Source organism: Duganella alba (genome assembly GCF_009674495.1).
Classification (GTDB): Bacteria; Pseudomonadota; Gammaproteobacteria; order Burkholderiales; family Burkholderiaceae_D; genus Rugamonas; species Rugamonas alba.
In genome coordinates this window covers 32,118-57,295 of record NZ_WKJN01000036.1, presented here as the reverse complement: position 1 = coordinate 57,295, position 25,178 = coordinate 32,118, and the positions used below count along the sequence as shown (strand labels likewise).

26 protein-coding genes are annotated in these 25,178 nt (G+C 64.7%); all 26 read right to left on the bottom strand.

Translation table 11 applies throughout. From position 1 onward, the window contains the following. Positions 1 to 452 (bottom strand): DUF192 domain-containing protein (locus GJ695_RS25560; protein ID WP_166455408.1); only part of this gene is annotated, 452 nt, incomplete at its 3' end. A 4-nt stretch (positions 453 to 456) separates the two neighbouring features. Beyond that, positions 457 to 1,389, bottom strand: a complete 933-nt coding sequence (locus GJ695_RS25555) for a type II secretion system F family protein (protein ID WP_154369794.1) — start codon at positions 1,387 to 1,389, stop codon at positions 457 to 459. A gap of 11 nt (positions 1,390 to 1,400) precedes the next feature. Beyond that, positions 1,401 to 2,261: a type II secretion system F family protein gene (locus GJ695_RS25550; RefSeq protein ID WP_154369793.1), complete on the bottom strand. Its 861-nt coding sequence runs from the start codon at positions 2,259 to 2,261 to the stop codon at positions 1,401 to 1,403. Beyond that, the gene (locus GJ695_RS25545) at positions 2,258 to 4,135 is read right to left on the bottom strand and encodes a TadA family conjugal transfer-associated ATPase (RefSeq protein WP_154369791.1); all 1,878 of its coding nucleotides are present in this window, start codon (positions 4,133 to 4,135) and stop codon (positions 2,258 to 2,260) included. Before GJ695_RS25545 ends, GJ695_RS25550 begins: the two co-directional genes overlap by 4 nt. Then, positions 4,132 to 5,715, bottom strand: coding sequence for a type II and III secretion system protein family protein (locus GJ695_RS25540; protein WP_154369789.1), 1,584 nt, complete (start codon positions 5,713 to 5,715; stop codon positions 4,132 to 4,134). The genes GJ695_RS25545 and GJ695_RS25540 overlap by 4 nt, the downstream gene beginning before the upstream one ends. A 35-nt stretch (positions 5,716 to 5,750) precedes the next feature. Further along, positions 5,751 to 6,722 carry a Flp pilus assembly protein CpaB gene (cpaB, locus tag GJ695_RS25535; RefSeq protein ID WP_154369787.1) on the bottom strand — a complete coding sequence of 324 codons (972 nt, stop codon included), beginning with the start codon at positions 6,720 to 6,722 and terminating at the stop codon, positions 5,751 to 5,753. A 22-nt stretch (positions 6,723 to 6,744) separates the two neighbouring features. Further along, a complete protein-coding gene (locus GJ695_RS25530) occupies positions 6,745 to 6,936 on the bottom strand; it encodes a hypothetical protein (protein ID WP_154369785.1) in 192 nt (63 codons plus the stop codon). Continuing rightward, the gene (locus GJ695_RS25525; protein ID WP_154369783.1) at positions 6,933 to 7,703 is read right to left on the bottom strand and encodes a hypothetical protein; all 771 of its coding nucleotides are present in this window, start codon (positions 7,701 to 7,703) and stop codon (positions 6,933 to 6,935) included. Before GJ695_RS25525 ends, GJ695_RS25530 begins: the two co-directional genes overlap by 4 nt. 8 nt (positions 7,704 to 7,711) lie before the next feature. Further along, a complete protein-coding gene (locus GJ695_RS25520) occupies positions 7,712 to 8,560 on the bottom strand; it encodes a hypothetical protein (RefSeq protein WP_154369781.1) in 849 nt (282 codons plus the stop codon). Beyond that, positions 8,557 to 9,465 (bottom strand): hypothetical protein, encoded by a 909-nt coding sequence (locus GJ695_RS25515; protein ID WP_154369779.1) that lies wholly within the window; start codon positions 9,463 to 9,465, stop codon positions 8,557 to 8,559. The genes GJ695_RS25520 and GJ695_RS25515 overlap by 4 nt, the downstream gene beginning before the upstream one ends. Before the next feature lie 2 nt (positions 9,466 to 9,467). Next, positions 9,468 to 10,751 (bottom strand): hypothetical protein, encoded by a 1,284-nt coding sequence (locus GJ695_RS25510; protein ID WP_166455334.1) that lies wholly within the window; start codon positions 10,749 to 10,751, stop codon positions 9,468 to 9,470. A gap of 95 nt (positions 10,752 to 10,846) precedes the next feature. Then, on the bottom strand, positions 10,847 to 11,131 hold the full coding sequence (locus GJ695_RS25505; protein WP_154369775.1) for a pilus assembly protein: 285 nt from the start codon (positions 11,129 to 11,131) through the stop codon (positions 10,847 to 10,849). 223 nt (positions 11,132 to 11,354) lie between these two features. Further along, entirely contained in the window at positions 11,355 to 11,651 is a 297-nt protein-coding gene (locus GJ695_RS25500) for a ComEA family DNA-binding protein (RefSeq protein ID WP_154369774.1), read from the bottom strand. A gap of 107 nt (positions 11,652 to 11,758) precedes the next feature. Further along, on the bottom strand, positions 11,759 to 12,631 hold the full coding sequence (locus GJ695_RS25495; RefSeq protein ID WP_154369772.1) for a hypothetical protein: 873 nt from the start codon (positions 12,629 to 12,631) through the stop codon (positions 11,759 to 11,761). Positions 12,632 to 12,729: 98 nt separating this feature from the next. Next, positions 12,730 to 13,653, bottom strand: a complete 924-nt coding sequence (gene rfaE1, locus GJ695_RS25490; protein WP_371866603.1) for a D-glycero-beta-D-manno-heptose-7-phosphate kinase — start codon at positions 13,651 to 13,653, stop codon at positions 12,730 to 12,732. 10 nt (positions 13,654 to 13,663) lie between these two features. Continuing rightward, positions 13,664 to 15,031, bottom strand: a complete 1,368-nt coding sequence (locus GJ695_RS25485; RefSeq protein WP_154369770.1) for a UDP-glucose dehydrogenase family protein — start codon at positions 15,029 to 15,031, stop codon at positions 13,664 to 13,666. Positions 15,032 to 15,046: 15 nt separating this feature from the next. Further along, positions 15,047 to 16,222 carry a lipopolysaccharide assembly protein LapB gene (gene lapB, locus GJ695_RS25480; RefSeq protein WP_154369768.1) on the bottom strand — a complete coding sequence of 392 codons (1,176 nt, stop codon included), beginning with the start codon at positions 16,220 to 16,222 and terminating at the stop codon, positions 15,047 to 15,049. Positions 16,223 to 16,235: 13 nt separating this feature from the next. Further along, positions 16,236 to 16,538: a LapA family protein gene (locus GJ695_RS25475; RefSeq protein WP_154360456.1), complete on the bottom strand. Its 303-nt coding sequence runs from the start codon at positions 16,536 to 16,538 to the stop codon at positions 16,236 to 16,238. Between the two features lie 108 nt (positions 16,539 to 16,646). Then, positions 16,647 to 16,952, bottom strand: coding sequence for an integration host factor subunit beta (locus GJ695_RS25470; protein WP_072787195.1), 306 nt, complete (start codon positions 16,950 to 16,952; stop codon positions 16,647 to 16,649). A 10-nt stretch (positions 16,953 to 16,962) separates the two neighbouring features. Further along, the gene (rpsA, locus tag GJ695_RS25465; RefSeq protein ID WP_267874283.1) at positions 16,963 to 18,741 is read right to left on the bottom strand and encodes a 30S ribosomal protein S1; all 1,779 of its coding nucleotides are present in this window, start codon (positions 18,739 to 18,741) and stop codon (positions 16,963 to 16,965) included. Beyond that, positions 18,717 to 19,385, bottom strand: a complete 669-nt coding sequence (cmk, locus tag GJ695_RS25460; RefSeq protein WP_154369764.1) for a (d)CMP kinase — start codon at positions 19,383 to 19,385, stop codon at positions 18,717 to 18,719. Before cmk ends, rpsA begins: the two co-directional genes overlap by 25 nt. A 5-nt stretch (positions 19,386 to 19,390) precedes the next feature. Beyond that, complete coding sequence (gene aroA / locus GJ695_RS25455; RefSeq protein ID WP_154369762.1) at positions 19,391 to 20,704, bottom strand: 3-phosphoshikimate 1-carboxyvinyltransferase; 1,314 nt, start codon at positions 20,702 to 20,704, stop codon at positions 19,391 to 19,393. Positions 20,705 to 20,817: 113 nt separating this feature from the next. Beyond that, positions 20,818 to 21,735, bottom strand: a complete 918-nt coding sequence (locus GJ695_RS25450; RefSeq protein ID WP_208023461.1) for a prephenate dehydrogenase — start codon at positions 21,733 to 21,735, stop codon at positions 20,818 to 20,820. Then, complete coding sequence (gene hisC, locus GJ695_RS25445) at positions 21,736 to 22,845, bottom strand: histidinol-phosphate transaminase (RefSeq protein ID WP_154369760.1); 1,110 nt, start codon at positions 22,843 to 22,845, stop codon at positions 21,736 to 21,738. Positions 22,846 to 22,864: 19 nt separating this feature from the next. Beyond that, entirely contained in the window at positions 22,865 to 23,938 is a 1,074-nt protein-coding gene (gene pheA, locus GJ695_RS25440; RefSeq protein ID WP_154369758.1) for a prephenate dehydratase, read from the bottom strand. 123 nt (positions 23,939 to 24,061) lie between these two features. Beyond that, positions 24,062 to 25,147: a 3-phosphoserine/phosphohydroxythreonine transaminase gene (gene serC / locus GJ695_RS25435; protein WP_154369757.1), complete on the bottom strand. Its 1,086-nt coding sequence runs from the start codon at positions 25,145 to 25,147 to the stop codon at positions 24,062 to 24,064. Positions 25,148 to 25,178: the final 31 nt, after the last annotated feature.

Sequence of the window (25,178 nt, the reverse complement as noted above, 5' to 3'; positions counted from 1 at the left end):
GTCGGCCGCACGCCGGCGGCGCCGCGCGGCGCCGCCGGCGCCAGCCAGATCGGATGCCGCAGCCGGCTGCCGGCGACAATCCCTAGCCGGTCGATGCTGCCCTCCGCCAGTTCCAGCGTGTGCGCGGCGCGCTGGTGACGGCGGCCGGCGGCGTCGCGGCCAACGTTGCTGATGCTGCCCCACCACGGTCGCAGATGCGGCACGCATTTGAGCACCGTGCCGTGCGCGTCCAGATACACCACATCGATGGCGCAGCGCATGAAGGCGGTATGCACGCTGGGGCAGCCGGTCAGCAGCAGGCCGGCATCCGGCGCCAGCGGCGCGCGCAGCATCAGTCCGCAGAAACGGCCGACAAAGCTGGCGGCGCGCCGCAACCGCAGGGGGTGGGCGCCGCTGGCGGTGAGCAGCAGCGCGGGCTCGCCGGCGTGGCGGTCGGGGGTCAGGGTCGGCATGGCGTCAGGTTCCCGGATGCATGAACTTCATCGCGATCGGGAAGAACAGGACGATGAAGGTACAAGGAAAAATAAAGGCGATCAGCGGGAACAGCATTTTTACCGGCGCTTCCATCGCCAGTTTCTCGGCACGCAGAAAGCGCTCGGAACGGCGCTGGTCGGCCTGCGCGCGCAGCACCGGCCCCAGGTTCATGCCCATGCGTTCGGCCTGGATCACGGCGGTCACGAAGTGCGTCACGTTCGGTTCGTTGAGGCGTTCGGCCATGCCGCGCAGCGCGTCGGCGCGCGCCTTGCCGGCACGGATATCGCGCAGCACGCGCTGGATCTCGCTGCGCAGCACGCCCTTCGGCCCCTTGGCCACCGCCTGGTTCAGCGCGCCCTGCAGGTTCAGGCCGGCTTCGACGCACAAGGTGATGATGTCCAGATAGAACGGCAGCGTCTTCAGCAGCTCGCTGCGACGCGTCTTCAGCAAGTCGCGCAGCCAGATACGTGGATAGAAAAATCCCAGCAAGGCACCGGCCAAGCCGAGTTCCAGGTACACGGCCAGCGAGAAGCCGCGCTCGCCAGGCAGCGCCGTGTCGAAGCTGCCCAGGCCCCACCAGCACAACAGCATCACGGTCAGACCGGCGATCAGCTTGGCCGCCACCAGTTGCGCCGGGCTGAGCGTGTAGTCCAGCCCGGCCTGGCGCAAGGTGGCCAGCAAGGCCGCATGCTGGCGCACCGAAATCCATGGTTCGATGAAGTAGCTGACCCAGCGGATCGGCCACCAGGCCAGGCGGAATCCCAATGGCGGATCGTCCTTGTAAATGCGGTCTTCTTGCGGCACCGCCGACAGCGCCCGGCTGCACAGCCAGGCCAGCAGCGTGGCGGACACCCCGCACAGCAGCGCCACCACCACGATCACCGCCGCGCGGTGTTGCAATAACAGGTTTCCCATTACTTTCTCCGTCAGACGTCGATGGCGATGATCTTGCGGATCACATACACGCCCATCATCTCCAAGATGGCCACGGCCACCAGCGTGGCCCAGCCCATGCGGGTGCTCCACAACAAGTCCATGGCGGCCGGCTCCATCTTGCTCAACACCATGCCCAGCAGGATCGGCAGCAGGCCGACCACCCAGGCCTGCAGCTTGCCCTGCGCCGTCAGCGCCTTGATCTTGCCTTCCATCTGCAGTCGGCTGCGGATGGTGCCGGCGGTGCGCTCCAGCGTCTCGGCCAGGCCGCCGCCGGTCTCGGCGGCGATGCGCATCGCCGACACCACCAGGGTGGTGGTCTGGGTCGGCACCCGGTGCGCCAGGTTGCTCAGGCTCTGCTCCAGCGTCACACCGATGCGTTGCTCACGCAGCATCAGTGAGAACTCCTGCCCCAGCGGCGCCGGCGCCTCGGCCACCAGTTGCGCCAGCGCCGAACCGAAACCGGCGCCGGCGCGCATGCCGCCGGCCAGCATCATCAGCGCATCCGGCAGCTGCGATTCAAAGCGCACCATGCGCCGCTGGCGCATGGTGCGGTACACGATGCGCGGGGCAAAACCCAGTCCGGCCAGGGTGACCACGCCGAGGATCACGCTGTGGGCGGCGACGCCGATCACCAGCGCGCCCATCACCATGCCCGCCATGTTCACCGCGAACAGCTGGCGCGGATCGATGAACAGGAAGAACTCGCGCACCTGGAAGCCGGCGCGCTCGGTGAAGCTGGCGCGATAGCGCTTCAGCGTACCACTGCCGACGTCGATGACAAACCACGCCAGCAAGGCTGCCGCCAGCGCCATCACGACGCTGATCAGGATCACCGCATGCTGGCCGTTCATGGCGCCCGCCTGTCGGTGCTGCTGCGCGTGCGCCAGTTGCGGCGCTCTTCCTGCGCATACCCGGCCGGCTGCACCAGCTTGAAGATATCCATCTCCAGCTCGGCGCCGGTGGCGCGCAGTTCCTCATAGAAGTTGGGCACCATGTCGCAGCCGGTGAAATAGCCCTGCACCTTTTTCAAGCCTTGCGCGTCGGCCTGGCCATAGCCTTGACTGACGAACTTGAAGATTTCCTGGATCTGGATCTTGCCGCTCTCCATGCCGGTCAGCTCGGTGATGCTGGTGACCTTGCGCGAGCCGCAGGCAAAGCGGGTCTGCTGCACCACCAGGTTGACCGCCGAGGTGATCTGTTCGCGGATGGCCGCCAGCGGCAGGTCCATGCCGGCCATCAGCACCATGGTTTCGAGCCGCGCCAGGCCGTCGCGCGGGGTATTGGCGTGCAGCGTGGTCAGCGAGCCTTCGTGGCCGGTGTTCATCGCCTGCAGCATGTCGAGCGCCTCGGCGCCGCGGCACTCGCCGACGACGATGCGGTCGGGCCGCATGCGCAGCGTGTTCTTGACCAGGTCGCGGATCGGCACCGCGCCCTTGCCCTCGACGTTGGAGGGCCGCGACTCCAGGCTGATCAGGTGTTCGTGGTGCAGCTTGAGTTCGGCCGCATCCTCCACCGTGATGATGCGCTCGCCCATCGGGATGAAGTTCGACAGAATGTTGAGCAGCGTGGTCTTGCCCGAGCCGGTGCCGCCGGAGACGATGATGTTCTTGCGCGACTCGACGCAGATCTGCAGGAAGGTCGCCATCGCCGGGCTGATGGCGTTGAACTCCACCAGGTCCTGCGCGGTCAGCTTGCGGGTGGCGAATTTGCGGATCGTCAGCGCCGGCCCCTTCAGCGCCAGCGGCGGGATGATGGCGTTGACCCGCGAGCCGTCCTTCAGGCGCGCATCGACCATCGGCGACGATTCGTCGATGCGCCGTCCCAGCGGCGCGACAATCCGCTCGATCACGCCCAGCACCGCCCGGTCGCCGGTGAAGGTCAGCGCATGGCGCTGCAGGCGACCGCTGCGCTCGACGTAGATTTCATCGTAGCGGTTGACCATGATCTCGCTGATCGCCTCGTCGGCCAGCAGTTCCTCCAGCGGGCCCAGCCCGACCGCTTCGTCCAGCACCTGCTTGCACAGCAGTTCGCGGTCCAGCTCGCGCGGAATGTCGGCCTCCATTTCCTTCAGGATATCGCGGATGACACGGCTCGTTTCACTGCGCAGTTGCACGTCGCTCATGCTGGAGACGTCGTGGCGGCGCAGGTCCATGGTATCGAGCAGTTTGGCGTGCATGCGCTTGCGCCATTCGAACTCCAGTTCCTTGCGGCGTGGATCGACCGTGACGACCACCGAAAAATCGCTCGCCGCCGCCACGCTGCCGCGCGCTTGCCCCCCTCCTTGGCGCGCCTCGGCTGCCGCCATGACGGCCTGCTGCGCCTGCTCCGCCATCAAGCGCGACGCCTGCAGTTCCTCGGTCGCCATGCGGTTGCGCTGCGGCGCCGACGACGACCGCGATTGCGGCGAGGCGGCCTGCACCAGCGCCGGCTCCGGGAAGCTGTTCAGTACGCGCAACTTGAACGGGCCGATGGCGATCACGTCGCTCGGCGCCAGCGGCCCGTACTGCGACTCAACCCGCTCGCCATTGACCGACATGCCGCTGTAGCTGCCCAGATCCTGCAGCAGCACGCCACCCGGCGTGCGGTACATGCGCGCGTGCTCCTTGCCCACGCGCCAGCTGTCGAGCCTCACCTCGTTCAGCGCACTCTTGCCCAGCACCGCCTCATCGGGGATATTCAGCACCTTGGTGTCGCCGTCGGCGTGCATAATTTCCAGTTCGATCATGGCCGCGGCTCCTGGCTGGCCGGCGCCGCGGGCGCTGGCGGCAGCTGGGTGGCGTCTCTGCCCGGTTGCAGCGGATCACTCAGATAGGGCGAGCGGTCCAGCGTCGTCCCGAGCCGCTGGCCGGTTTTTTCGATGCGATCGACCAGGCCCGGCGTGCGGCTGTCGACGATGGTCGGCGTGACAAACACCACCAGCTCGGTTTCCTTGTTCTGGAAGCGCTTGGAACGGAACAATGCGCCCAACACCGGGATATCGCCCAGCAAGGGCACCTGATCGATGTCCTTGCTCTGGGTTCGTTGCAGCAGTCCGGACAGCACGATGGTCTGGCCGGCCTGGACGTTAAATTCGGTCTTGGTGCGGCGCGTCAGCAGCGCCGGACCGCCGACCGCGCTCACCGTGCCGTCGATCGAGCTGACCTCGGAGTCGATCTGTGCGCGAATCACGCCGTTGCGGCCCACGCGCGGCTCGATATCGAGCTTGATGCCGTAGGGCTTGAAGATCACCGTGGTGCCATTGGCGTTCGACACCGAGTACGGGAATTCGCCGCCGGCCAGGAAGCTGGCGCGGTAGCCGCTGCGGGTCGACAGCTGCGGCTCGGCCAGGATGCTGGCGGTGCCGTTCTGCTCCAGCGCCGTCAGCTGCGCGTTCAGCCCCAGGTTCACCGCGCTCATGATGGTCAGATTGGACGGCAGGCTGACGCCATAGCCGGTCTGGCCAATCGACGTGATCGGCGGCTGCTGGTTGGTGGGCGAGGTGATGGTGATGACGCGTCCGCTGTTGCCGCCGACGTCGCCCCGGCTGGACGGCATCCAGATGGCGCCGATGGCGCCACCGCCGGTCGGGTTCCATTTCAGGCCCAGCTCACGCAGCTCGGTCTTCGGGAACTCGACCACCTTGACGTCCATCAGCACGGTCTGCTCCCAGCCGATCGGGCTGGTGAAGTTGACGATTTGCGGATAGCGCTTGGCCATCTCGGCAACTTTTTCGCGGTCGGCATCGGACAGATCGTCGCCTTCGACGATCACCTTGTCGCCCACCACCGAAGCGGTGGCCTTGGGGATGCGGGTCAGGAAGGCGGCCACCTCGCGCGAGATGCGCGCGGTGTCGCCCGGCACCACGGTGACGCGGATGCGCTGATAGCGTCCATCCTCGTTCCAGACGAACAACGACGAGGTGCCAATGCCGTTGCCCGACACCAGCACCTCGCGGTCATCCAGCGCGGTGGCGGCGATGACGCCGCCGTTGCCGATGGCGATGCGGGCCACGCCCGGCGTCGGATAGACCCGCGACTCGCCGAGAAACAGCTCGATCTCGGGCACCGGCACGGCGTCCCCCTGCGGATCGATCGGCGCGTACGGTTCGACGGTCTTGGGCGCGGTGCGCTTGATCTTGTTTTTGCCGACCTCGGTCACGCCAGTGCGCTCCGGGGCAGCGGGCGCGGGGGCCGGCGCGCGCTGGGCCGCCGGCGCTGCCGGCACAGCAGCTGTCTGCGCCATGGCGGAGGCCGCATAAAGCAGGGTCAACAAATAAAACGAGGGCAGGCGGGCGTAGTGTGGCAAACGGGTTGTGCGTGCGTTCATGATGATCTTGTTCTTGTATGGTGGTGGAATGGCGTTCAGCGCATGCCGAGACTTGGCGCTTGCTCATCGGCCGCAGCGGCGTCGGCGGCCGGCGCGGCTGGCGTTGGCGCGGCTTCCACTGGCGCCGCGCCCTTGGCGCCGGCCACGCGGCGCAGGTGCAACGCTTCCGGCGGCACCTTGCCGTTGCCGTAGATGACGGGCACGGCGCGCGGTACGGCCGGCCCAGCGCCGGCGCCGCCGGCCGCTTTCAGGCGGGCCTTGAAGCCCATCAGCGAAGCCAGGTCGTTGGCCTCGGCGCCGATCGCCTCCTCGTCCTGCGGATTGCGCAGCAAGGCGGTCAGCTTGCCGACGTCGCGCGCGACGATCAGGTTCTGCGCCTGCGCCGGCGTGGTGTCGATGGTGACGGTGGAATAGTTCTTGCGCGGACCGCCGGCCGGATCGTCGACCGAGCGCTGGCCGGTGGCCATCACATGCACTTTCTGCAGCAGCGGGAAGGTCAGCTTTTTCTCGTTTTGCGTGACAGTGACGATCAGGTCGATCATGTCGCCCGGCTCCAGCATGCCGGAGATCGAGTTGATTTCGTCCACCGGCACCGTCATCGCGCGCCGGCCGTTCTCCACCCGCGCCGAAAACGTCGGCGCGCGCTGCGTTTCCATCAGGCCCCACAGGATCATTTCGCCGGCCTTCACCGGATACGCCAACGGCTGGCCATCGATGCGGGCGAAGTCGTCCGGCGTCACCGCCACCGAGTGCGCATATTCGCTCGGCACGCTGCGCACGGCGACGTTGTGATTGTCGAGCTTGACGCCACGCGCGATGTCGGTCTTGGCCACCACCACGTTGACCATCTTGCCCTTGCCGCGCGCCTCGATCGCTTCGACTTGTTTGCTGAGAAAGGAGTTGGCGGCAAACGCCGCCAGTCCGCCTATGGCCAGCGCAATGCCGAGGATGATCCAGGTCTTGCCGGGACGGACATGGCGCAGCTGTTTGAGTTTATCGAGGTTCATGATACCGGCTTGTGGTTAAAGTTCAGATGGGTAAGGAAATGGCGTGGCTAAAATCCTGGTAGCCTTTTTGCAGCAGGTCGAGCACCACCTCGACCGTGGTCTTGGGCGCGCCGCCGGAGGCGCTGTCGGCGATCGGCACGAACAGCGCAAACGCCAGCGCCGCGCACACCACGATATATTCCACCGTGCTATAGCCGGCTGGACGATGCTTCATTGGAATTGCTCCATATGGGTGACCGTGTTCAGCACCACGGTCACCTGGTTGTCGGCGCCGCGCGTGATCACCGCCGTTGCCTCCTTGCCATCGCCGCGGAAAAACAGCGTGCTGCCGACCGTCACGCCGGACGGCAGTTGCGCTTCACTGGCCGGATCGGCCTGGGCCGCGCGTTCCAGGCGCAAGCCGTCCGCCTGCAGCAGTTCGACCAGCCGTTCGCGGTTGACCTCTTCGCTGTAGCGGTTGACCAGCGCGACGAAGGTAGCGCTGCGCGCCTGCTCCGTCGCGTTCATCGCCCCCACCACCTGCGTGCCGGCAGGGAAGCCGGCCAGCAGCTTGTCGGCTGCGGCATCGCCGGCCGCGCGCTGGATCATGGCGCCGCGCAAATCGCTGACCGCCACCACCCCGCGCGTCCCCTGGCCGCTCGCTGCCAGCTGGATGGTGATGAAGTAGTTGCCCTGCGGATGGCCGAGCACCAGCTTGCCGTTGACGGTGTTTTCCAGCAGCGGCGGCGGCAACTGGGCGCGGAACCAGCTGACCAGGGCTTCCGGGCGCTGCGGCGACTGGAAGCCCTGCAGTTGCATCGGCGTGCCGTCCACCGTCATCCGCGGGCCGATGCGGAACGATTCGGCATCATCCGGCAATGGCGCCCCGGGCCAGTCCGCCGCAGCGCTGGCGCGCGCCAGGCCGGCGACCAGCGCCAGCAGGCAGACGGCGGCGCCGGCGGCCAGCGTCAGCAGTCCGAGCAGGCGACGCGACCAGGTCATGGGCGGCCTCATGGTCTGCGGTCCACTGGCACGACTTCATCAAAATAGCTCAGTTCGCCGAGCTTGGGGCCCTTGCCGCTGCAGATGCCGGGGAAACAATCCGGCCATTCCATCGCATCGACGGCCAGCGCGACGGCGTCTTTGATCGGCTTGGCCTTGCTCGGGTCATTCAACACCTGGCCGGGAAAAATCAAGGTGTGCGACAGACGCTGGTGAATGGCGTTGGCATCGGCGGCGGTCCACGGATTGACCAGCAGCGTGGTGCTGCGCGTCATCGACAAGCTCAACTGGCCCAATTCCTTGTAGGTGGACGCATAGTTGCCCAGCAGCTGATCGACATTGCCGAGCGTAACGTGCACATTGGCCTGGTAGATACCGCTCTGCAGCCCCATCATTTCGGCGGTCTCATACACCGGCAGCGCATTGAACGGCTTGCGGTCGGCGGCACCGCGCATGCCGTCGGCGTTGTTCGGGCCGTTGCCGGGACCGAAGCTGACGGTGACGTCGCCAAACTTGCGGATCAACGGCTCGCCCTGCGGATCGGTCCACATCAGGTTACGGTTGGCGTTGAAGTCGCCCGCCTCGTCGCCGGTCTTGATGGACGCATCGGCATTGCTGAAAAAGCGCCGCCGCACCTCGGCTGCCAGTTGCGCCGGATCCTTGAAGCCGCTGGCGCTGTTGGCGTTGTTGGCGATGGCGTCGAAGGCCACATAGCGGCTGGCCATCTCGGTGGCGTGGGCCATGTCCTGGTACTTGCCGATCATCGGCATGAGCAGGAACAGCGGCACCAGCGCCAGCGCAACGACGATAAACTCGGTCAGCGCCTGGCCGCGCTGACGGCGCGCGCGCGGCGTCATGGCTGTTCCTTTTCGAGGGTGAAGCCTGCCGCCAGATACGGCGTAAACACCGCGCTGCTGACCTGCGTGTCCAGCTTGACCTCCACCGCCTTCAGCTGCAGGCCGCCGGTGGTGGCGCTATCGATCAACAGCCCCCCCAGTCGGCCATCACGCACGCCGTACGGCACAAACGCGCCGCCGGTGGCGTAGCAAAACGTACCGACGTTGCTGCTGCCCGGCACCGGCTGGCGCCACACCTCGCAGCGCGCGCCCTGGATGGTGCGCTGTTCGCCCGTGCGCACCAGGTCGTACTGGCGCATCTGCTTCATCTGCGCCGCCATCGCCGCCAGCGCCGGGTTGCGTTCCATCTGGCGCAGCACCTCGTCCTTGCCAGGGCCTGGCGGACGCGGCTGCGGCGCGTCGGCATGGCCGCCACGGTCGCAATTGCCGCGGGCCGTTTTGTGGTTGAGGTCGATCTGGCAACTGCCCTGGTCCGAGCTGAGGGTGGCGCTGGCCACCACTTCACTGATCAGGCTGCAGTCGCCGGGATGCACCACGTAGCCAACGCCGCTGGTATAGACGATGCGCCGGTTGGCGGCCACGTACTCGTCGGTGCGCGTGGCGCTGCGGTAATCCGGCCAGGCGCTCGGCGGCTTGACCTGACCGCCGCGGTGGCTGGCGACGCACGCCTGCACTTCCTGTTTCAGCGCGGCGACTGCGGCGGCGTTGCCGCCGCCGAGATCGGAATAACCGTCCAGCCGGGCGCGGTGTACCCTGACCATGGCGCCGCCGCTGAGCGCCTGGTGCGGCGACGGGCTCTTGAATAATTGCTCTTCCTGCGTGGTGGTGGCGCCGGCCGCGCAGGCGGCCAACAGCAGCAGGCTGGCGCCGCACAGGCGGGCGATGGGGTGACGGAGATAACGCATTGCTACGGTTCCTGTAAAGCAGTGGCGGCAGCCGTCACGGCGGCGCTATTGCCGACCAGGTGCGCATGCCAATAGGGGTTGAACAAACTACCGAGTTCCTTGACGCCGTCCATGCGATCAAAAAACACTTCGGAGGTGGCGACAGCGGCCATCACGTCCTTGGCCTGGTCGCCGCTAAAAATGGCCAGTCGGCCGGCGGGGCGGATGTCAGACGTGCCGGCCGAGGTGCGCTGCTCTGCCTTGGCGCGCGTCAGGCGGATGGCGAATTGCAGCCGCGCTTCTTTCTTGTCGGGATCGCTATTGCCCGGACCGTAGGCCAGCGCCTTCGACGACAGTTCGAAAAAACTCGGCACGCCGCTGTATTGCCAGTCGTTGCCGAAGGGATGGGTGCGGGCCGCCTTGGCGCCGCTGCCCAGGCCGTAGCTGACGTCGCTGCGACATTTCGGAATACTGAAAATGCCGCTGCCCTTTTTCCAGCGCTCGGTGGTGATGCGGGCGCGGTCGGTAGCCTCCCACGAGTCCAGGCCGTTAAGCTGGGTGCTGAAAGTATGGCTGGCGTTGCCGCTCGGGATAGGCGTCAGCAGCGAACACTTGATCAGCGACGAATCGGACCAGCCACGGTCGCTGAGGAATTTTTCATTGCCCACCGCCTTGGTCTCGAGGTCGGCCATGCGTTTACGGTCGTTGCCGGTATACGGCGAAATGAACGGCTGGCCGTCGAACAGCAGATAGTTGTCGGTGAGCGGAATGGTGTCGACTTTGACCGTGCCGTCGTTGACGTAGTTGGCGTCCGCCACTTCCTGCATGACCTGACTGCGTGCCTGGACAAAGGTGGCGAACATGGTGACCTGCGCCGCCTGCAGCGCGATCTTGGCCACTTCCGACGCGATCACGGTGCCCTGCATGATCGGCGTGGCGACGGTGTCGGCCGCGTTGACGTATACCGCCGGGCCAATGTAGGCCAGCGCCATGCACAAGGGCGTGTAATGGTCCAGCAGCAGCGCGGCCGGCACGTTGGTGTAGGAATTGCAGTACAGCGGGGTGATGCTGGTGGTGTGGTTTTTGGCATAGTCGAGCCACGACTTCAGGCTCACCATTTGCGCGATGGTCATCTCATTGGCGACCAGCGCGCGGTTGGTGTAAGCGTCAAAATTCAACGCGCGGGCATGCATGACAGCGGCACTGTAGGCCACCGCATCCGCCGTGTTGACCAGCTTGGTTTTTTCAGCCGTTAACTGGCCGGTGTTAAACATGAAGAACAGCGACGCCAGTCCGAAAATCAGCATAAACAAGCCATACACCAGCGCCTGTCCGCGTTGGCGGACAGGGGGCTGATATGGTTTGAATGGCGCGGAAGGACGGGACATGGCAATAGGCGGTCTTACTGCTTGCCGGTGGTCGCCTGGTCGCCGTAGCTCGACAGGGTATTTTTGTTGTTGTCCTTGGCGGCAGTAGCAGCAGCAGTGGCGGCAGTACCAGCTTGGTCAATCGAATCCTTGCCGCTCTTGCCAGAGACCTCCTGAGCGATACCTGCCACCTGGTTACGGATGGTCGCACCGAACAATTGTGTCACAGCAATCGCCGCCACCGCGATCAAGGCCACGATGATGATGTACTCGGTCATGCCCTGGCCGCGCTGTTTGCGGAATAATGTACGGATTTTCATCTCACTCCCCTTCAAAATGTTAAAGAGGAGTCAATATAAGTGTGAGATAGCTCACACATATTCACACATTATCACTTTTAAAATATTTAGATAAAAGCATGTTGTTTTTATCAGATTGTTAAACGTGCGGGGGTATGGATGAGTTAAGCTTCCAGCCCGGCGGCGGTCTGTGCCCATCCAAAAACAGCCCCGCGCGGCAGGGCTGTTATATGAAGGCAACGGATTATTTGGCGGACTTGGCGGGGGCGCCGTCCTTGGACTTGCCGTTCACCTGCAAGCCGGCTTCCGACAGGCGGGCGGCGTTCTTGGGGCCGATGCCCTTGACGCGCGTTTCCAGATCGGTCCAGTCCTTGAACTCGCCTTTCTTGCGTTCTTCCAGGATGGCCTTGGTCTTGGCGGGTCCGAGGCCGCGGATGCTGTCCAGCGCGGCCTCGTCGGCCTTGTTGACATCGACCTGGGCCCAAGCAAAGGTCATGCTTGCCACCAGCGTGGCAACGGCCAACAATAGTTTCTTATACATATGCGTCTCCGTATGGGTTAGGCAAGGGCGACCATCGCACCTTGCGTCCACCATAACGGCCCCTGCATGTCCTCGTTGACCCGTCCGTCTGAGCCAGATCAAGCCGCTTATTTCTCGAAGGTGTAGCCGCCGCCCGCATACGGCGCGAACACCGCGTTGCCGACCTGCGTGTCGATTTTGACGTCCACCGCATGCAGCCGCCAGCCGTTCGGATTGTCTTCCTCCAGCACCAGCCCGCCCATGCCGCCTACCTCCATCGCGATGGCTGGAATAAAACTGCCGCCGTTGGACAGGCAGAACATGGTCGGCGTTGCGATCGTCGGCACCTTGTGACGCCAGACATCGCAGCCGGCGCCCATGACCACCCGCTTCTCGCCGGTGCGCTGCGCGGCCAGCACCTGCTGCGCGCGCATCTGCGCGGCGACGCCGGCCATCGCCGGATTGCGCTCCATCTGCTTGATCAACTGGTCCATGCTGGTCGTCATGCGCGGCCCTGGCGGCGCGTTAGCGTGGCCGTCGCGCTCGCAATCGCCGGTGGCGATTTTCTTCAGCAGGTCGATCTTGCAGATGCGCCCGGCCGACGCGAGGGTCGCGGACGACACAAGACCCGGCAGCAGCGTGCAGTCACGAATGTCCACCCCATACGTGGCCGTCATCACGTACTCGATGCGGCGGTTGGCGGCCGCGTAATCCTCATGCCGCGTGAACCACATATGGTCCGGCCAATCGGTGACCTGTTTGGCCGCCGGGTTGCTCCCGGCGCAGTCCTGCACCTGCTGCTTGAGCCGCGCGATCAGCGCCGCGTTCTCGCCGCCCAGATTGGCGTAGCCTTCGCGCCGCGCATACTGCACCGTGACCGGCGTGCCGCCGCGATAGGCCAGATGCGGCGAGGTGGCGGAGGCAATGGTGCGCTCCTGCGGCGTGGTGGCCGGCGCCTGCCCGGCCAGCGCCAGCAGCATCAGCATCAGAAAACGCGCCATCACACCTTCCCATGTAGTTATTAAATAATTATCACATTAAACATAAAAAAGCCCCGCACGGTTCGTACCGGTGCGGGGCCTCGAAGCTCAAAAACAGCTCAGGAAGGGAACAGCTCCTCGCGCGTGACGGTGGCCGTGCCCAGCTTGCCGACCACGATGCCGCCGGCGCGGTTGGCGGTTTCCACCGCCTCCTGCCAGCCGGCGCCGGTGCCCAGCATGCAGGCCATGGTGGCGATCACGGTATCGCCGGCGCCGGAAACGTCGAACACCTCGCGCGCCTGCGCCGGCATGTGGAACTGCGCGCCGTCGGTGTACAGGGTCATGCCCTCTTCCGAACGGGTCAGCAGCAACGCGTCGAGCTTGAGCTGCGCGCGCAGCGCCTGCGCCTTGGCGCTCAGCTGCTCCTCGCTGCTCCACGAGCCGACGATGTGCTTGAATTCCGATTTGTTCGGCGTCAGCATGGTGGCGCCGGTGTAGCGGGTGAAGTCGTCGCCTTTCGGATCGACCATCACCACCTTGCCGGCCGCGCGCGCGGCCGCGATCATGTCGGCCACCGCCACCAGGCTGCCCTTGGCGTAGTCGGACAGCACGATGACATCGTAGTCGGCCAGCAGCGCCTTGAACTGCAGCAGCTTGTCGCGCAACACGGTGTCGGTCGGCGCTTCCTCGAAGTCGATGCGCACCATCTGCTGCTGGCGGCCGATCACGCGCAGCTTGATGATGGTGGAAATCGCCTCGTCGCGCTTCAGGTAGCTGCGGATGCCGTCGCCTTCGAGCAGCTGCTGCACCTCGTCGCCCGCCTCGTCGTTGCCGACGATGCCCAGCAGGCCGGCCTGCGCGCCCAGGGCGGCGGCGTTGCGCGCGACGTTGGCGGCGCCGCCCAGGCGCGCCTCGCGGCGTTCGATGCGCACCACCGGCACCGGCGCTTCCGGCGAAATGCGGCTGACATCGCCGAACCAGTAACGGTCCAGCATGACGTCGCCGACCACCAGGATGCGTACTTTGTCCAGATTCGTCGTCACGGTCACCTCGTTAGCTGCGGGTCAGGATGGAACGGCCGATGCCGTGGTATTCAAAGCCGGCCTGCGACATCACGTCCGGCTCGAACAGGTTGCGGCCGTCGAAGATCACGGCCTGCTTGAGCGACGCCTTGATCTTGTCGAAGTCCGGCGCGCGGAACGCCTTCCATTCGGTGACGATGACCAGCGCCTCGGCGCCGTCCAGCGTGTCCATGGCGCTGGCGGCGAAACGCACGCGCGCCAGTTCCTCGGCGTTCAGGTCCAGCGCCAGCACGCGCTGCGCCTCGGCCATGGCGACCGGATCGTACACCGCCACGGTGGCGCCGGCGTCCAGCAGCTGGCGCACCAGCATGCGGGCCGGCGCTTCGCGCATGTCGTCGGTGTTCGGCTTGAAGGCCAGGCCCCAGATGGCGAAGTGCTTGCCCGCCAGGTCGGCGCCGAAGCGCTGCACCACTTTGCGGCCCAGCACCAGCTTCTGCTTGTCGTTGACCGCTTCCACCGCGCGCAGGATCAGCAGATCCTGTTCGTACTGGCGCGCCGTGCGCTCCAGCGCCTGCACGTCTTTCGGGAAGCACGAACCACCGTAGCCGGCGCCGGCGTACAGGAAGCTGTGGCCGATGCGCGGATCGGAGCCGATGCCGTGGCGGACCGCCTCGATGTCGACGCCGACGCGGTCGGCCAGGTTGGCCAGTTCGTTCATGAACGAGATGCGCGTGGCCAGCATGGCGTTGGCGGCGTACTTGGTGAATTCGGCCGAGCGCACGTCCATCCAGAAGGTGCGTTCGTGGTTGCGGTTGAACGGCGCGTACAGCTTCTTCATCAGCGCCGCGGCCTGCTGGCCTTCGGCCGTGCTGTCATGGCCGATGACGATGCGGTCCGGGCGCATGAAGTCTTCCACCGCCGCCCCCTCTTTGAGGAATTCGGGATTCGACACCACCGAGAAGCCGGCATCGGCGCCGCGTTTGGTCAGTTCTTCCTGCAGCGCCGCCTTGACGCGATCGCCGGTGCCGACCGGCACGGTGGATTTGTCGACGATGACCTTGAAGCCGGTCATGTGCTTGCCGATGTTGCGGGCGGCGGCCAGCACGTATTGCAGGTCGGCCGAGCCGTCTTCGTCGGGCGGGGTGCCGACCGCGATGAACTGCACTTCGCCGTGCGCCACCGAGGCAGCAACGTCGGTCGAGAACTGAATGCGGCCGGCGGCGCGGTTGCGCGCGACCACTTCTTCCAGGCCCGGTTCGTGGATCGGGATGCCGCCGTTGTTCAGCAGGTCGATTTTCTTCTGGTCGACGTCGAGGCAGAAAACGTCGTTGCCCAGCTCCGCCAGGCAGGCGCCGGTGACCAGGCCAACGTAGCCGGTGCCGATAATGGTGATCTTCATGGTGCGTGTAAAACCTTAATTCATGACATTGAGTTCTTCGGTGCGGCGTGGCGGGTAGGTCTCCCAGCGGCTGCAACCAGGGCACTGCCAGTAGAACTGGCGCGCCTTGAAGCCGCAGTGGCTGCACTGGTAGCGCGCCAGCTTCTGGGTGTAGCTGTGCACCAGGTTCTTCACCATCGACAGCTCCGACACCAGGTTCGGCGGCGCGTCCATCAGACGCGCTTCCAGCAGCTTGTCGAGACCCAGCAGGGTCGGCGTGCGGCGCAGCTCATTGGAGATCAGCTGCTTGGCGGCGTCCATGCCGTCCAGCTCCAGCACCGCCTTGTAGACCACCTCGATCAGATCGATCGACGAGGCCTGCTCCAGATACGATTTCAGCAGATTGACGCCTTCCTGCGGCCGGCCCACCTTGCGGTAGCCGTCCATCAGCCGCTGCGCCACCAGCGCCACGTGCGGCACGCTGATCTGCTCGACGCGGCGCCAGGTCATCAGCGCGCCTTCGACATCGCCCAGCGCCAGCTGGGCATCGCCGGTCAGCATGGTGGCGCGCACGTTGACGCGGTCGGCCAGCAACGACTTGTCCAGCAGCTCCAGCGCCTGTTCCGGATGCAGGTGCACCAGCGCGTCCTGCGCCAGTTCGCAGTAGAACTGCGCGATCTGCTTCTGGCGCGAGCCGGCGCCCGATTCCTGCAGGCCGATGGCCGCCTCGATCGCGCGCGGCCACTCCTTCTCGCGCTGGAAGATCTCCAGCAGCGCGCGGCGCGCCTGCACCGCGTACTGGCCGTGCAGCATGGTGTTGAAGGTCTCCTCGGCGCGGTCCAGCAGGCCGGCCTTCAGGTAGTCCATGCCCAGTTCATACTGCGCGTGCTCCTTCTGCTCCTGCGGCAGGTCCGGGCGCGCCAGCAGGTTCTGGTGCACGCGGATGGCGCGTTCGGTCTCGCCGCGGCGGCGGAACAGGTTGCCGAGCGCGAAGTGCATGTCGGCCGATTCCGGGTCCAGCTGGAGGATTTCAATGAAGGCGTCGACCGCCTTGTCCTGCTGGTCGTTGAGCAGGAAATTCAGGCCCTTGTAATAGCCGCGCGGCAGCGTGCGCGATTCGGACAGCAGTTGACGGATGTCGACGCGCGCGGCGAGCCATCCCAGGCCGAACAGGATAGGGATGCCCAGTAACCACCAGAGTTCTAATTCCATGTGTGTCTATTTTTTATTGGGGGGTGACGCTGTCGGGCTGCGGCTGGCGCGTGGCCTGCTGCGCCGAGGTTTGCAGCGTGTGGATGGTGGTCTTGTGTTTGTTCGTTTCGCGGCGGTGGCGGAACACGGTGGGCGTCAGCGCCAGCACGCCCAGCACGGCGCCAGCGACGAAAAAGCCCAGCAGCATCAGCACCAGCGGGCCGCGCAGCTCGTAGTGCAGGAACAGATGCAGGTCGACTTCCTGCGAGTTTTTCAGCGCGAAGCCGAAAAACAAGACGAATATAACGAAGCCTATAAGGGTGGAGATGAATTTCATCAGCCGGTGTCCTGTGGTGTTAGTTCCGAGAGCGCCAGTATCGCACTAGCGCCCATAAAAAAAAAGCGGCGTCCCGAGGGATGCCGCTTTTTATTTCCAGCGTATGCTTCAGTCCTCGATGATCGGTTGCCCAACCATCGCGTCAACCCGCTCGCGCAATTGCTTGCCCGGCTTGAAGTGAGGCACCCGTTTTTCGGGCACCATCACCTTGTCGCCCGACTTCGGATTACGTCCGATACGTGGCGGCCGGCTGTTGAGGGCAAAGCTGCCAAAACCGCGGATCTCGATGCGCTGACCAGTCGACAAGGCGTTGGTCATCGCATCCAGAATGGTCTTGACGGCATATTCCGCATCCTTGGCCACCAGCTGAGAATAACGCTCAGCCAGGCGGTTGATGAGCTCGGACTTAGTCATCGACTAGTTCTTAGTTCTTGTTGTCCAGCTTAGCTTTCAGCAGTGCGCCCAGGCTGGTGGTGCCCGAAGCGGCGCTGCTGTCCGAAGCGATGTTTTTCATCGCTTCAGCGGTGTCAGCCGAGTCTTTCGCTTTGATCGACAGCTGGATCGAACGTGCTTTACGGTCGATGTTGATCACCAGAGCTTCGACGGAATCGCCGACTTTCAGGTGGGTGCCAGCATCTTCCACGCGGTCACGCGAGATTTCCGAAGCGCGCAGGTAGCCTTCAACTTCTTCCGACAGTTGGATCACGGCGCCTTTAGGCTCAACCGATTTCACGGTGCCGGTGACCAGCGAACCTTTGTCGTTCATGGCGGCGAAGTTGTTGAATGGGTCGCCTTCCAGTTGCTTGACGCCCAGGGACACGCGCTCGCGCTCAACGTCGATGGCCAGAACGATGGCTTCCAGTTCGTCACCTTTCTTGAACTTGCGCACGGCTTCTTCGCCGGACTCGGTCCACGACAGGTCGGACAGGTGCACCAGGCCGTCGATGTTGCCAGCCAGACCGATGAACACGCCGAAGTCGGTGATCGATTTGATCGCGCCGCGGACTTTGTCACCTTTCTTATGGGTCACGCCGAAGTCGTCCCATGGATTGGCTTTGCACTGTTTCATGCCCAGCGAAATACGACGACGCTCTTCGTCGATTTCCAGAACCATCACTTCTACTTCGTCGCCCAGCTGGACAACTTTGTTTGGAGCGACGTTTTTGTTGGTCCAGTCCATTTCGGACACGTGAACCAGGCCTTCGATGCCCTGTTCCACTTCAACGAACGCGCCGTAGTCGGTCAGGTTGGTCACTTTACCGAACAGACGGGTGCCTTGTGGGTAACGACGGGACAGACCGGTCCAAGGATCGTCGCCCAGTTGCTTCACGCCCAGCGAAACACGGTTCTTCTCTTGATCGTATTTCAGGACTTTGGCGGTGATCTCTTGACCAACGGTCAGCACTTCCGATGGGTGACGCACACGACGCCATGCCAGGTCGGTGATGTGCAGCAGGCCGTCGATGCCGCCCAGGTCCACGAACGCGCCGTAGTCGGTGATGTTTTTCACAACGCCGGTCACCACGGTGCCTTCTTTCAGCGTTTCCATCAGTTTCTGACGCTCTTCGCCCATCGAAGCTTCGATGACAGCGCGACGCGACAGAACCACGTTGTTACGCTTGCGGTCCAGTTTGATGACTTTGAATTCGAGGGTTTTGCCTTCGAACGGGGTGGTGTCTTTGACCGGACGGGTGTCGACCAGCGAACCTGGCAGGAAGGCACGGATGCCGTTGGTCAGAACGGTCAGACCGCCCTTGACTTTGCCGTTCACGGTACCGACGACGATCTCGCCCGATTCCATTGCTTTTTCCAGTGCCAGCCACGAAGCCAGACGCTTGGCTTTGTCGCGCGACAGGATGGTATCGCCGAAACCATTTTCCAGCGATTCGATGGCCACGGAAACGAAGTCGCCTACTTTGACTTCCAGTTCGCCTTGGTCATTTTTGAATTCTTCAACAGGGATGAATGCTTCCGATTTCAGGCCGGCGTTGACGATCACAAAGTTGTGATCCAGACGAACGACTTCAGCCGAGATCACTTCGCCCGAACGCATGTCTTGACGCGACAGGGATTCTTCGAAGAGGGCTGCAAAACTTTCCATATTAGACATTGTTGCTTCCAGGTTACCAGTAAGGTTCGCGGTATGCGTCTTCAACTGGGTTAGGTTGATAAAAGGTGCTACTTGGTGATACTGGCGTACCATTTCAAGACCTGGCGGACTGCTTCGTCAGCATTCATTTCCGAGGTATCGAGCACATGCGCCCCCTCTGCGGGGACCAGCGGCGCGATGGCCCGGTTCGTATCCCGGTCGTCCCGCGCCTGCAAATCCATCAGTAGGTCTTCCATATTAGCAGAAAAACCCTTGTCTATCAATTGCTTATATCGGCGCCCCGCACGGGCCGCCACGGAAGCGGTCAAAAACACCTTCAGCGGGGCGTGCGGGAAGATCACCGAACCCATGTCGCGGCCGTCCGCCACCAGCCCCGGCGCCTTGCGGAAGCCCAGCTGCAGCCCCACCAGCGCATGGCGCACCGCCGGGAAGGTGGCGATCTTGGAGGCGGTGTTGCCGACCTCTTCCGCACGGATCGCGTCGCTGACGTTTTCATGCGACAGAATGATGTCGCCGCCCTGGAAACTGCAATGCAGGTGCTCGGCCAGCTTGGCCAGCGCGTGCTCGTCGGCCAGGTCGGTGCCGCGGCGCAGCGCCGACAGCGCGGTCAGGCGGTACAGCGCGCCCGAATCCAGGTAATGGAAGCCGAGCTTGTCGGCGACGCGGTGCGCGACCGTGCCCTTGCCGGAAGCGGTCGGGCCGTCGATGGTGATGACTGGAATCTGGGAAGTTGGCATATCGGTTATTGTGCTATTTTGGCAAAGGCGGTGAAGTAGTCAGGGAAGGTCTTGTTCACGCACTTCGGATCATTGATGCGCACCGCCGCGCCCTTGCGCAGCGCGCCGTCCAGCGAGGCCAGCGAGAAGCACATCGCCATGCGGTGGTCATCGTAGGTATCAATGGTAGCAGGCGTGAGCGCGGCCGGCGGCGTGACCTTGATGTAGTCCGGCCCCTCCTCCACCGTGGCGCCGACCTTGCGCAGCTCGGTCGCCATGGCGGCGATGCGGTCGGTTTCCTTGACGCGCCAGCTGGCGATGTTGCGCAGCGTGCTGGTGCCGTCGGCGTACAGCGCGGCGATGGCGATGGTCATGGCGGCGTCGGGAATGTGGTTGAAGTCGGCGTCGATGGCTTTCAGCGGGCCGTTGGCGCGCGCCTCGATCCAGTTGTCGCCCATGGTGATCTGCACGCCCATCTGTTCCAGCGCGGCGGCGAAGCGCACGTCGCCCTGAATGCTGTCCTTGCCCACGCCCTCGACCCGCACCGGACCGCCGGCAATCGCGCCGGCCGCCAGGAAGTAGGACGCCGACGAGGCGTCGCCCTCGACGTGGATGGTGCCCGGCGACTGGTAGACCTGGCCGGGCTGGATGGTGAACGACGCCCAGCCGTTCTGCTCGACCTTGACGCCGAAGCGGCGGATCAGGTTCAGCGTGATCTCGATGTAAGGCTTGGAGATCAGTTCGCCGACGACGTCGATGGTGATCGCATGCTCTTTGGCCATCAGCGGCGCCACCATCAGCAGCGCGGTCAGGAACTGGCTCGACACGTCGCCGCGCACCGACAGGCGCTCGGTGGTGATCTTGCCCTGCTTGATGTGCAGCGGCGGGAAGCCCGGATTGCCGGTATATACGACATTGGTGCCGGCGGCGTTGAGCGCGTCGACCAGATCGCCGATCGGGCGCTCGTGCATGCGCGGCACGCCGTGCAGCGTGTAGTCGCCGCCGATGACGGCCAGGGCGGCGGTCAGCGGACGGATCGCGGTGCCGGCGTTGCCCATGAACAGATCGGCCGATTTATTCGGCAGCACGCCGGCCACGCCGGTGACGTGGTGGATGGTGCCGGTGGCGGTTTTCTCCTCGGTCCACTGCACGCCGAGCGAGCGCAGCGCCGCCAGCATAACGGCGGTGTCGTCCGACGCCAGCAGATCGACTATCGCCACCTGCCCTTGCGACAGCGCCGCCAGCAGCAGGATGCGGTTGGAAATCGATTTCGAGCCAGGCAGGCGCACAACGCCCTGCACGTGGGGGACCGTTTGCAGGTCGAGATATTCGTGAGTCATTTTATTCCTTCAACTTCGCAACTTCGGGGTCAGGTCCCTCATTTCTACACGAGCCCTACCGTAACAGCCGCTACGGCCGAGGCCGTGTAGAAATGAGGGACCTGACCCCGGATTTAATCTGCTTTATCCTGCGACGCCGGCGCTTCGGCCGTTTCGATCGCGGTGATCCATTGGTGACGGGCGTGCTGGGCGTTGCTGTAGACGCTTTCCAGCGCCGCGCCGTCGCCGGCCGCCAGGTGCGCGCGCAGCTGCGTCAATTGTGCCATGTACGCGTCCAGCTCGGCCAACAGCGCCGGCTGGTTGGCCAGGCTGATGTCGCGCCACATTTCCGGCGACGAGCCGGCGATCCGCGTGAAATCGCGGAAGCCGCTGGCCGCATACTGGAACAGCAGGTCCGCGTGCGGCTTGCGGGCGATGTCGTCCACCAGCGCATAGGCCAGCAAATGCGGCAGATGGCTGACCGCCGCAAACACCTTGTCGTGCTCCTGCGGCGTCAGGCGGTGGATGATGGCGCCGCAGGCACGCCATGCGGCCGCCACGCGTTCGACATCGGCCTCGCTGTTCTCGGCCAGCGCGGTGATCACCACCTTCTTGCCGATGTACAGGTGGTCGATCGCCGCATCCGGCCCGTTGGTTTCGCGTCCCGCGATCGGATGGCCCGGCACGAATTGCGCCACCTTGCCGCCCAGCGCGCGGCGCGCGGCCGCGACCACGTCCGACTTGGTGCTGCCGGCGTCGGTGACCACGGTGCCGGCGTCCAGGTGCGGCGCGATCGCCGCCAGGATCGCCTCGGTCTGCGCCACCGGCGCCGCCAGCAGCACCAGGTCGGCGCCGCGCAGCGCTTCGGCCAAAGAAGCCGGTTCGCCGGCCACGCCGATGGCGTCGATGATGCCCAGCTCCAGCGCACGCGCCATCGACGCGGCGGAACGGCCCACGCCGACGATGCTCCGCACCGCGCCAGCCTTCTTCAACGCCCGCGCAAACGAGCCGCCGATCAGGCCTACGCCAAAAATAACGACTTTGTTCAGCATTTACTCCGCCAATGCTTTCGACAGCGCCGCGATGAAGACGGCGTTTTCCTGCGGCAGGCCGATGGAAATGCGCAGCCATTCAGGCAGGCCATAGTTGCCGACCGGGCGCACGATCACGCCCTGCTTCAGCAACGACAAATTCACGCGCGCGCCGGCGCCGGCATCGCTGCCGACTTTCACCAGCACGAAGTTGCCGAACGACGGCACGTACTCCAGGCCCAGCTTCTCGAACGCCTCGACAAACTGCTGGTAGCCGGCGGCGTTGTTGGCCGCGCCCTGCTCCAGGAAGGCTTTGTCGTTGAGGGCCGCGATGGCCGCCGCCTGCGCCAGCGAGTTCACGTTGAACGGCTGGCGGATGCGGTTCATCAGATCGGTCAGCGCCGGTTGCGCAATCGCGAAGCCCACGCGCAGGCCCGCCAGGCCATAGGCCTTGGAGAAGGTGCGCGACACCAGCAGGTTGGGATACTTCTTCACCCACTCGGCCGATTCGAACTGGTGTTCGGCCGCCAGGAATTCGTTGTACGCCTCGTCCAGCACCACCACGACGTGCGCCGGCACCTTGTCCAGGAAGGCCTGGATCTCGGCCGCCGGAATAAACGTGCCGGTCGGGTTGTTCGGATTGGCGATGAACACCAGGCGCGTGTCGTCGCGGATCGCCGCCAGCATCGCCGGCAAATCGTGGCCATGGGCCTTGGCCGGCACCACGATGTGCTGCGCGCCCACGCCTTGCGTCGCCAGCGCGTAGACGGCGAACGAGTACTGCGAATAGACGATGGACTGGCCGCGCTCGACAAACGCGTGGGCGGCGATTTCCAGGATGTCGTTGGAGCCATTGCCCAGCGTGATCCAGTCGGCCGGCACGTCGTAGCGCCTGGACAGCGCGCCTTTCAGGTCGAAGCCGTTGGCGTCCGGGTAACGGCCCAGTTCCGCCACGGCGGCGGCCATGGCCTGCTGCGCCGATGCCGGCACGCCGAACGGATTTTCGTTCGACGCCAGTTTGACGATGTTGGCTTCATCCAGGCCGAATTCGCGTGCGACTTCGGCGATCGGTTTGCCGGCCTGGTAAGGGGCGATGGCGCGGACGTATTCCGGCCCGTAGTTCTTGGTCATGTCTTGTCTCTCTTTATTATCAGGTCAGGCTCACCGGGTAGGAACCCAGCACCTTGAAGAATGCGGCGTTGCTGCGCAGCTCATCGAGCGCCTTGGCCACCGCTGGATTCTGCACGTGGCCTTCAACGTCGACGTAGAAATAATATTCCCAGGTGCCGGTGCGCGCAGGACGCGATTCGAAGCGCGTCATCGACACACCGTGCTGCGCCAGCGATCCAAGCAGGCGGTAGATCGAGCCGGCCTTGTGCGGCGCCGCCAGCGCCAGCGAGGTGCGGTCTTCGCCCGACGGGCCGGCCTGCAGCTGGCCGATGACGGCGAAGCGCGTGCGGTTGTGCGGATCGTCCTGGATGTTGGCCTTGACCGTGCCCAGGCTGTAGCGCACGCCGGCGCGCTCGCCGGCAATCGCGGCGATGCCATGGTCGTCGCGCGCCATGCGCGCCGCCTCGGCGTTGGACGAGACGGCGATGCGCTCGATCTCAGGATAGTTGTTGTTCAACCAGATCTGGCACTGCGCCAGCGCCTGCGCATGGGCGCAGATGGCGGTGATGCCGTCCATATTGCCGCTGCCGGTCAGCAGGCTGTGACGCACGGCCAGCGACACCTCGCCGCTGATGGTCAGCGGCGTGTGCAGCAGCAGGTCCAGCGTGCGGCCGATGGCGCCTTCGGTCGAGTTCTCGACCGGCACCACGCCGAATTCGGCGGTGCCGGCTTCGGTGGCGCGGAACACTTCGTCGATCGACGAGCAGGCCAGCACGTCGACGGCGGTGCCGAACTGTTCGTACACCGCCTGTTCGCTGTAGGTGCCGGCCGGGCCGAGGAAGGCCACGGTGACGCGCTTTTCCAGCGCGCGGCAGGCGGACATGATCTCGCGCCAGATGGTTTGCAGCTCGGCGTTGCCCATCGGGCCGGGATTGCGCTCGGCCACGCCGCGCAGCACCTGCGCCTCGCGCTCGGGACGGAACACCGGCGCGCCGGTTTCCGCTTTCACATGGCCCACTTCCTGCGCCACTTTGGCGCGCTGGTTCAGCAGGTCGAGGATTTGCGCGTCGATCGCATCGATCTGAATGCGCAAAGGGGTAAGTTTATCAGTCATAGTCAGCGTAAAAAAGTCTTCAGCTATCGTCAGCGGCACAGTTCAACCCGCACTGCGGCGACCGGGGGTCTGACCCCGTACGGGGTCAGACCCCTGCCGTCCGGGGTTGGCGCCGCGGCTCAATCATCGGCCGGCGAATTCGTTCAAATAGTCGACCAGCGCTTGTACACCTTCAATCGGCATCGCGTTGTAGATCGATGCGCGCATACCGCCGACGGACTTGTGGCCCTTCAGTTGCAGCAGGCCGCGCGCCTTGGCGCCGGCCAGGAATGCTTCGTTCCTGCTTTCGTCCTTCAGGTAGAAGGGCACGTTCATGCGCGAGCGGTTGGCGGGCGCCACGCGGTTCTGGTAAAAATCGTCGAGGTCCAGCGCGGCGTACAGCAGCGCGGCCTTGGCCTTGGCGCGGCGCTCCATCTCGGCCACGCCGCCCTGCGCCTTGAGCCACTGGAACACCAGGCCGGCGATGTAGATGCCGTAGGTGGGCGGCGTGTTGTACATCGATTCGTTGTCGGCCACCAGCTTGAAGTCGAACGCCGACGGACAGGCCGGCAGCGCCTGGCCCAGCAGGTCGTCGCGGATGATGACGATGGTGACGCCGGCCGGGCCGATGTTCTTCTGCGCGCCGGCGAAGATCACGCCGTACTTCGAGACGTCGATCACGCGCGACAGGATGTGCGAGGACATGTCGGCGACAAACAGCACGTCCTGCCGCGCTGCCGGCACGCCGCCGTCGAAGTCGTATTCGACGCCGTCGATGGTCTCGTTGGTGCACATGTGCAGGTAGGCCGCGCCGGGCGTCAGCCGCCACTCGCTCTGCGGCGGCACCGAGGTGGTCGACGAGGCGGCGATGTTCACGTTGGCGTATTTGCCGGCTTCCTTGATGGATTTGGCCGACCATGAACCGGTGTAGATGAAATCGATGGTTGCGCCGGCGGGCTTGTGGCCCAGCAGGTTCAACGGCACGAGGGCGTTCTGCGACAGGCCGCCTCCCTGCATGAACAAAATCTTGTAATTGTCCGGTACTGCCAGCAGCTCGCGCAGATCGCGCTCGGCCGCCTTGTAAATCGACATAAACTCCGGTCCGCGGTGGCTCATCTCCATCACCGACATGCCGCTGCCGTGCCAGTCCAGCATTTCGGCGGCAGCCTGCGTCAGCACTTCCTTCGGCAGTACGGCGGGGCCGGCGGAAAAATTGTAGATGTGAGTCATTACGTTCCTTTAAAAATAAAAACGGGGCCAG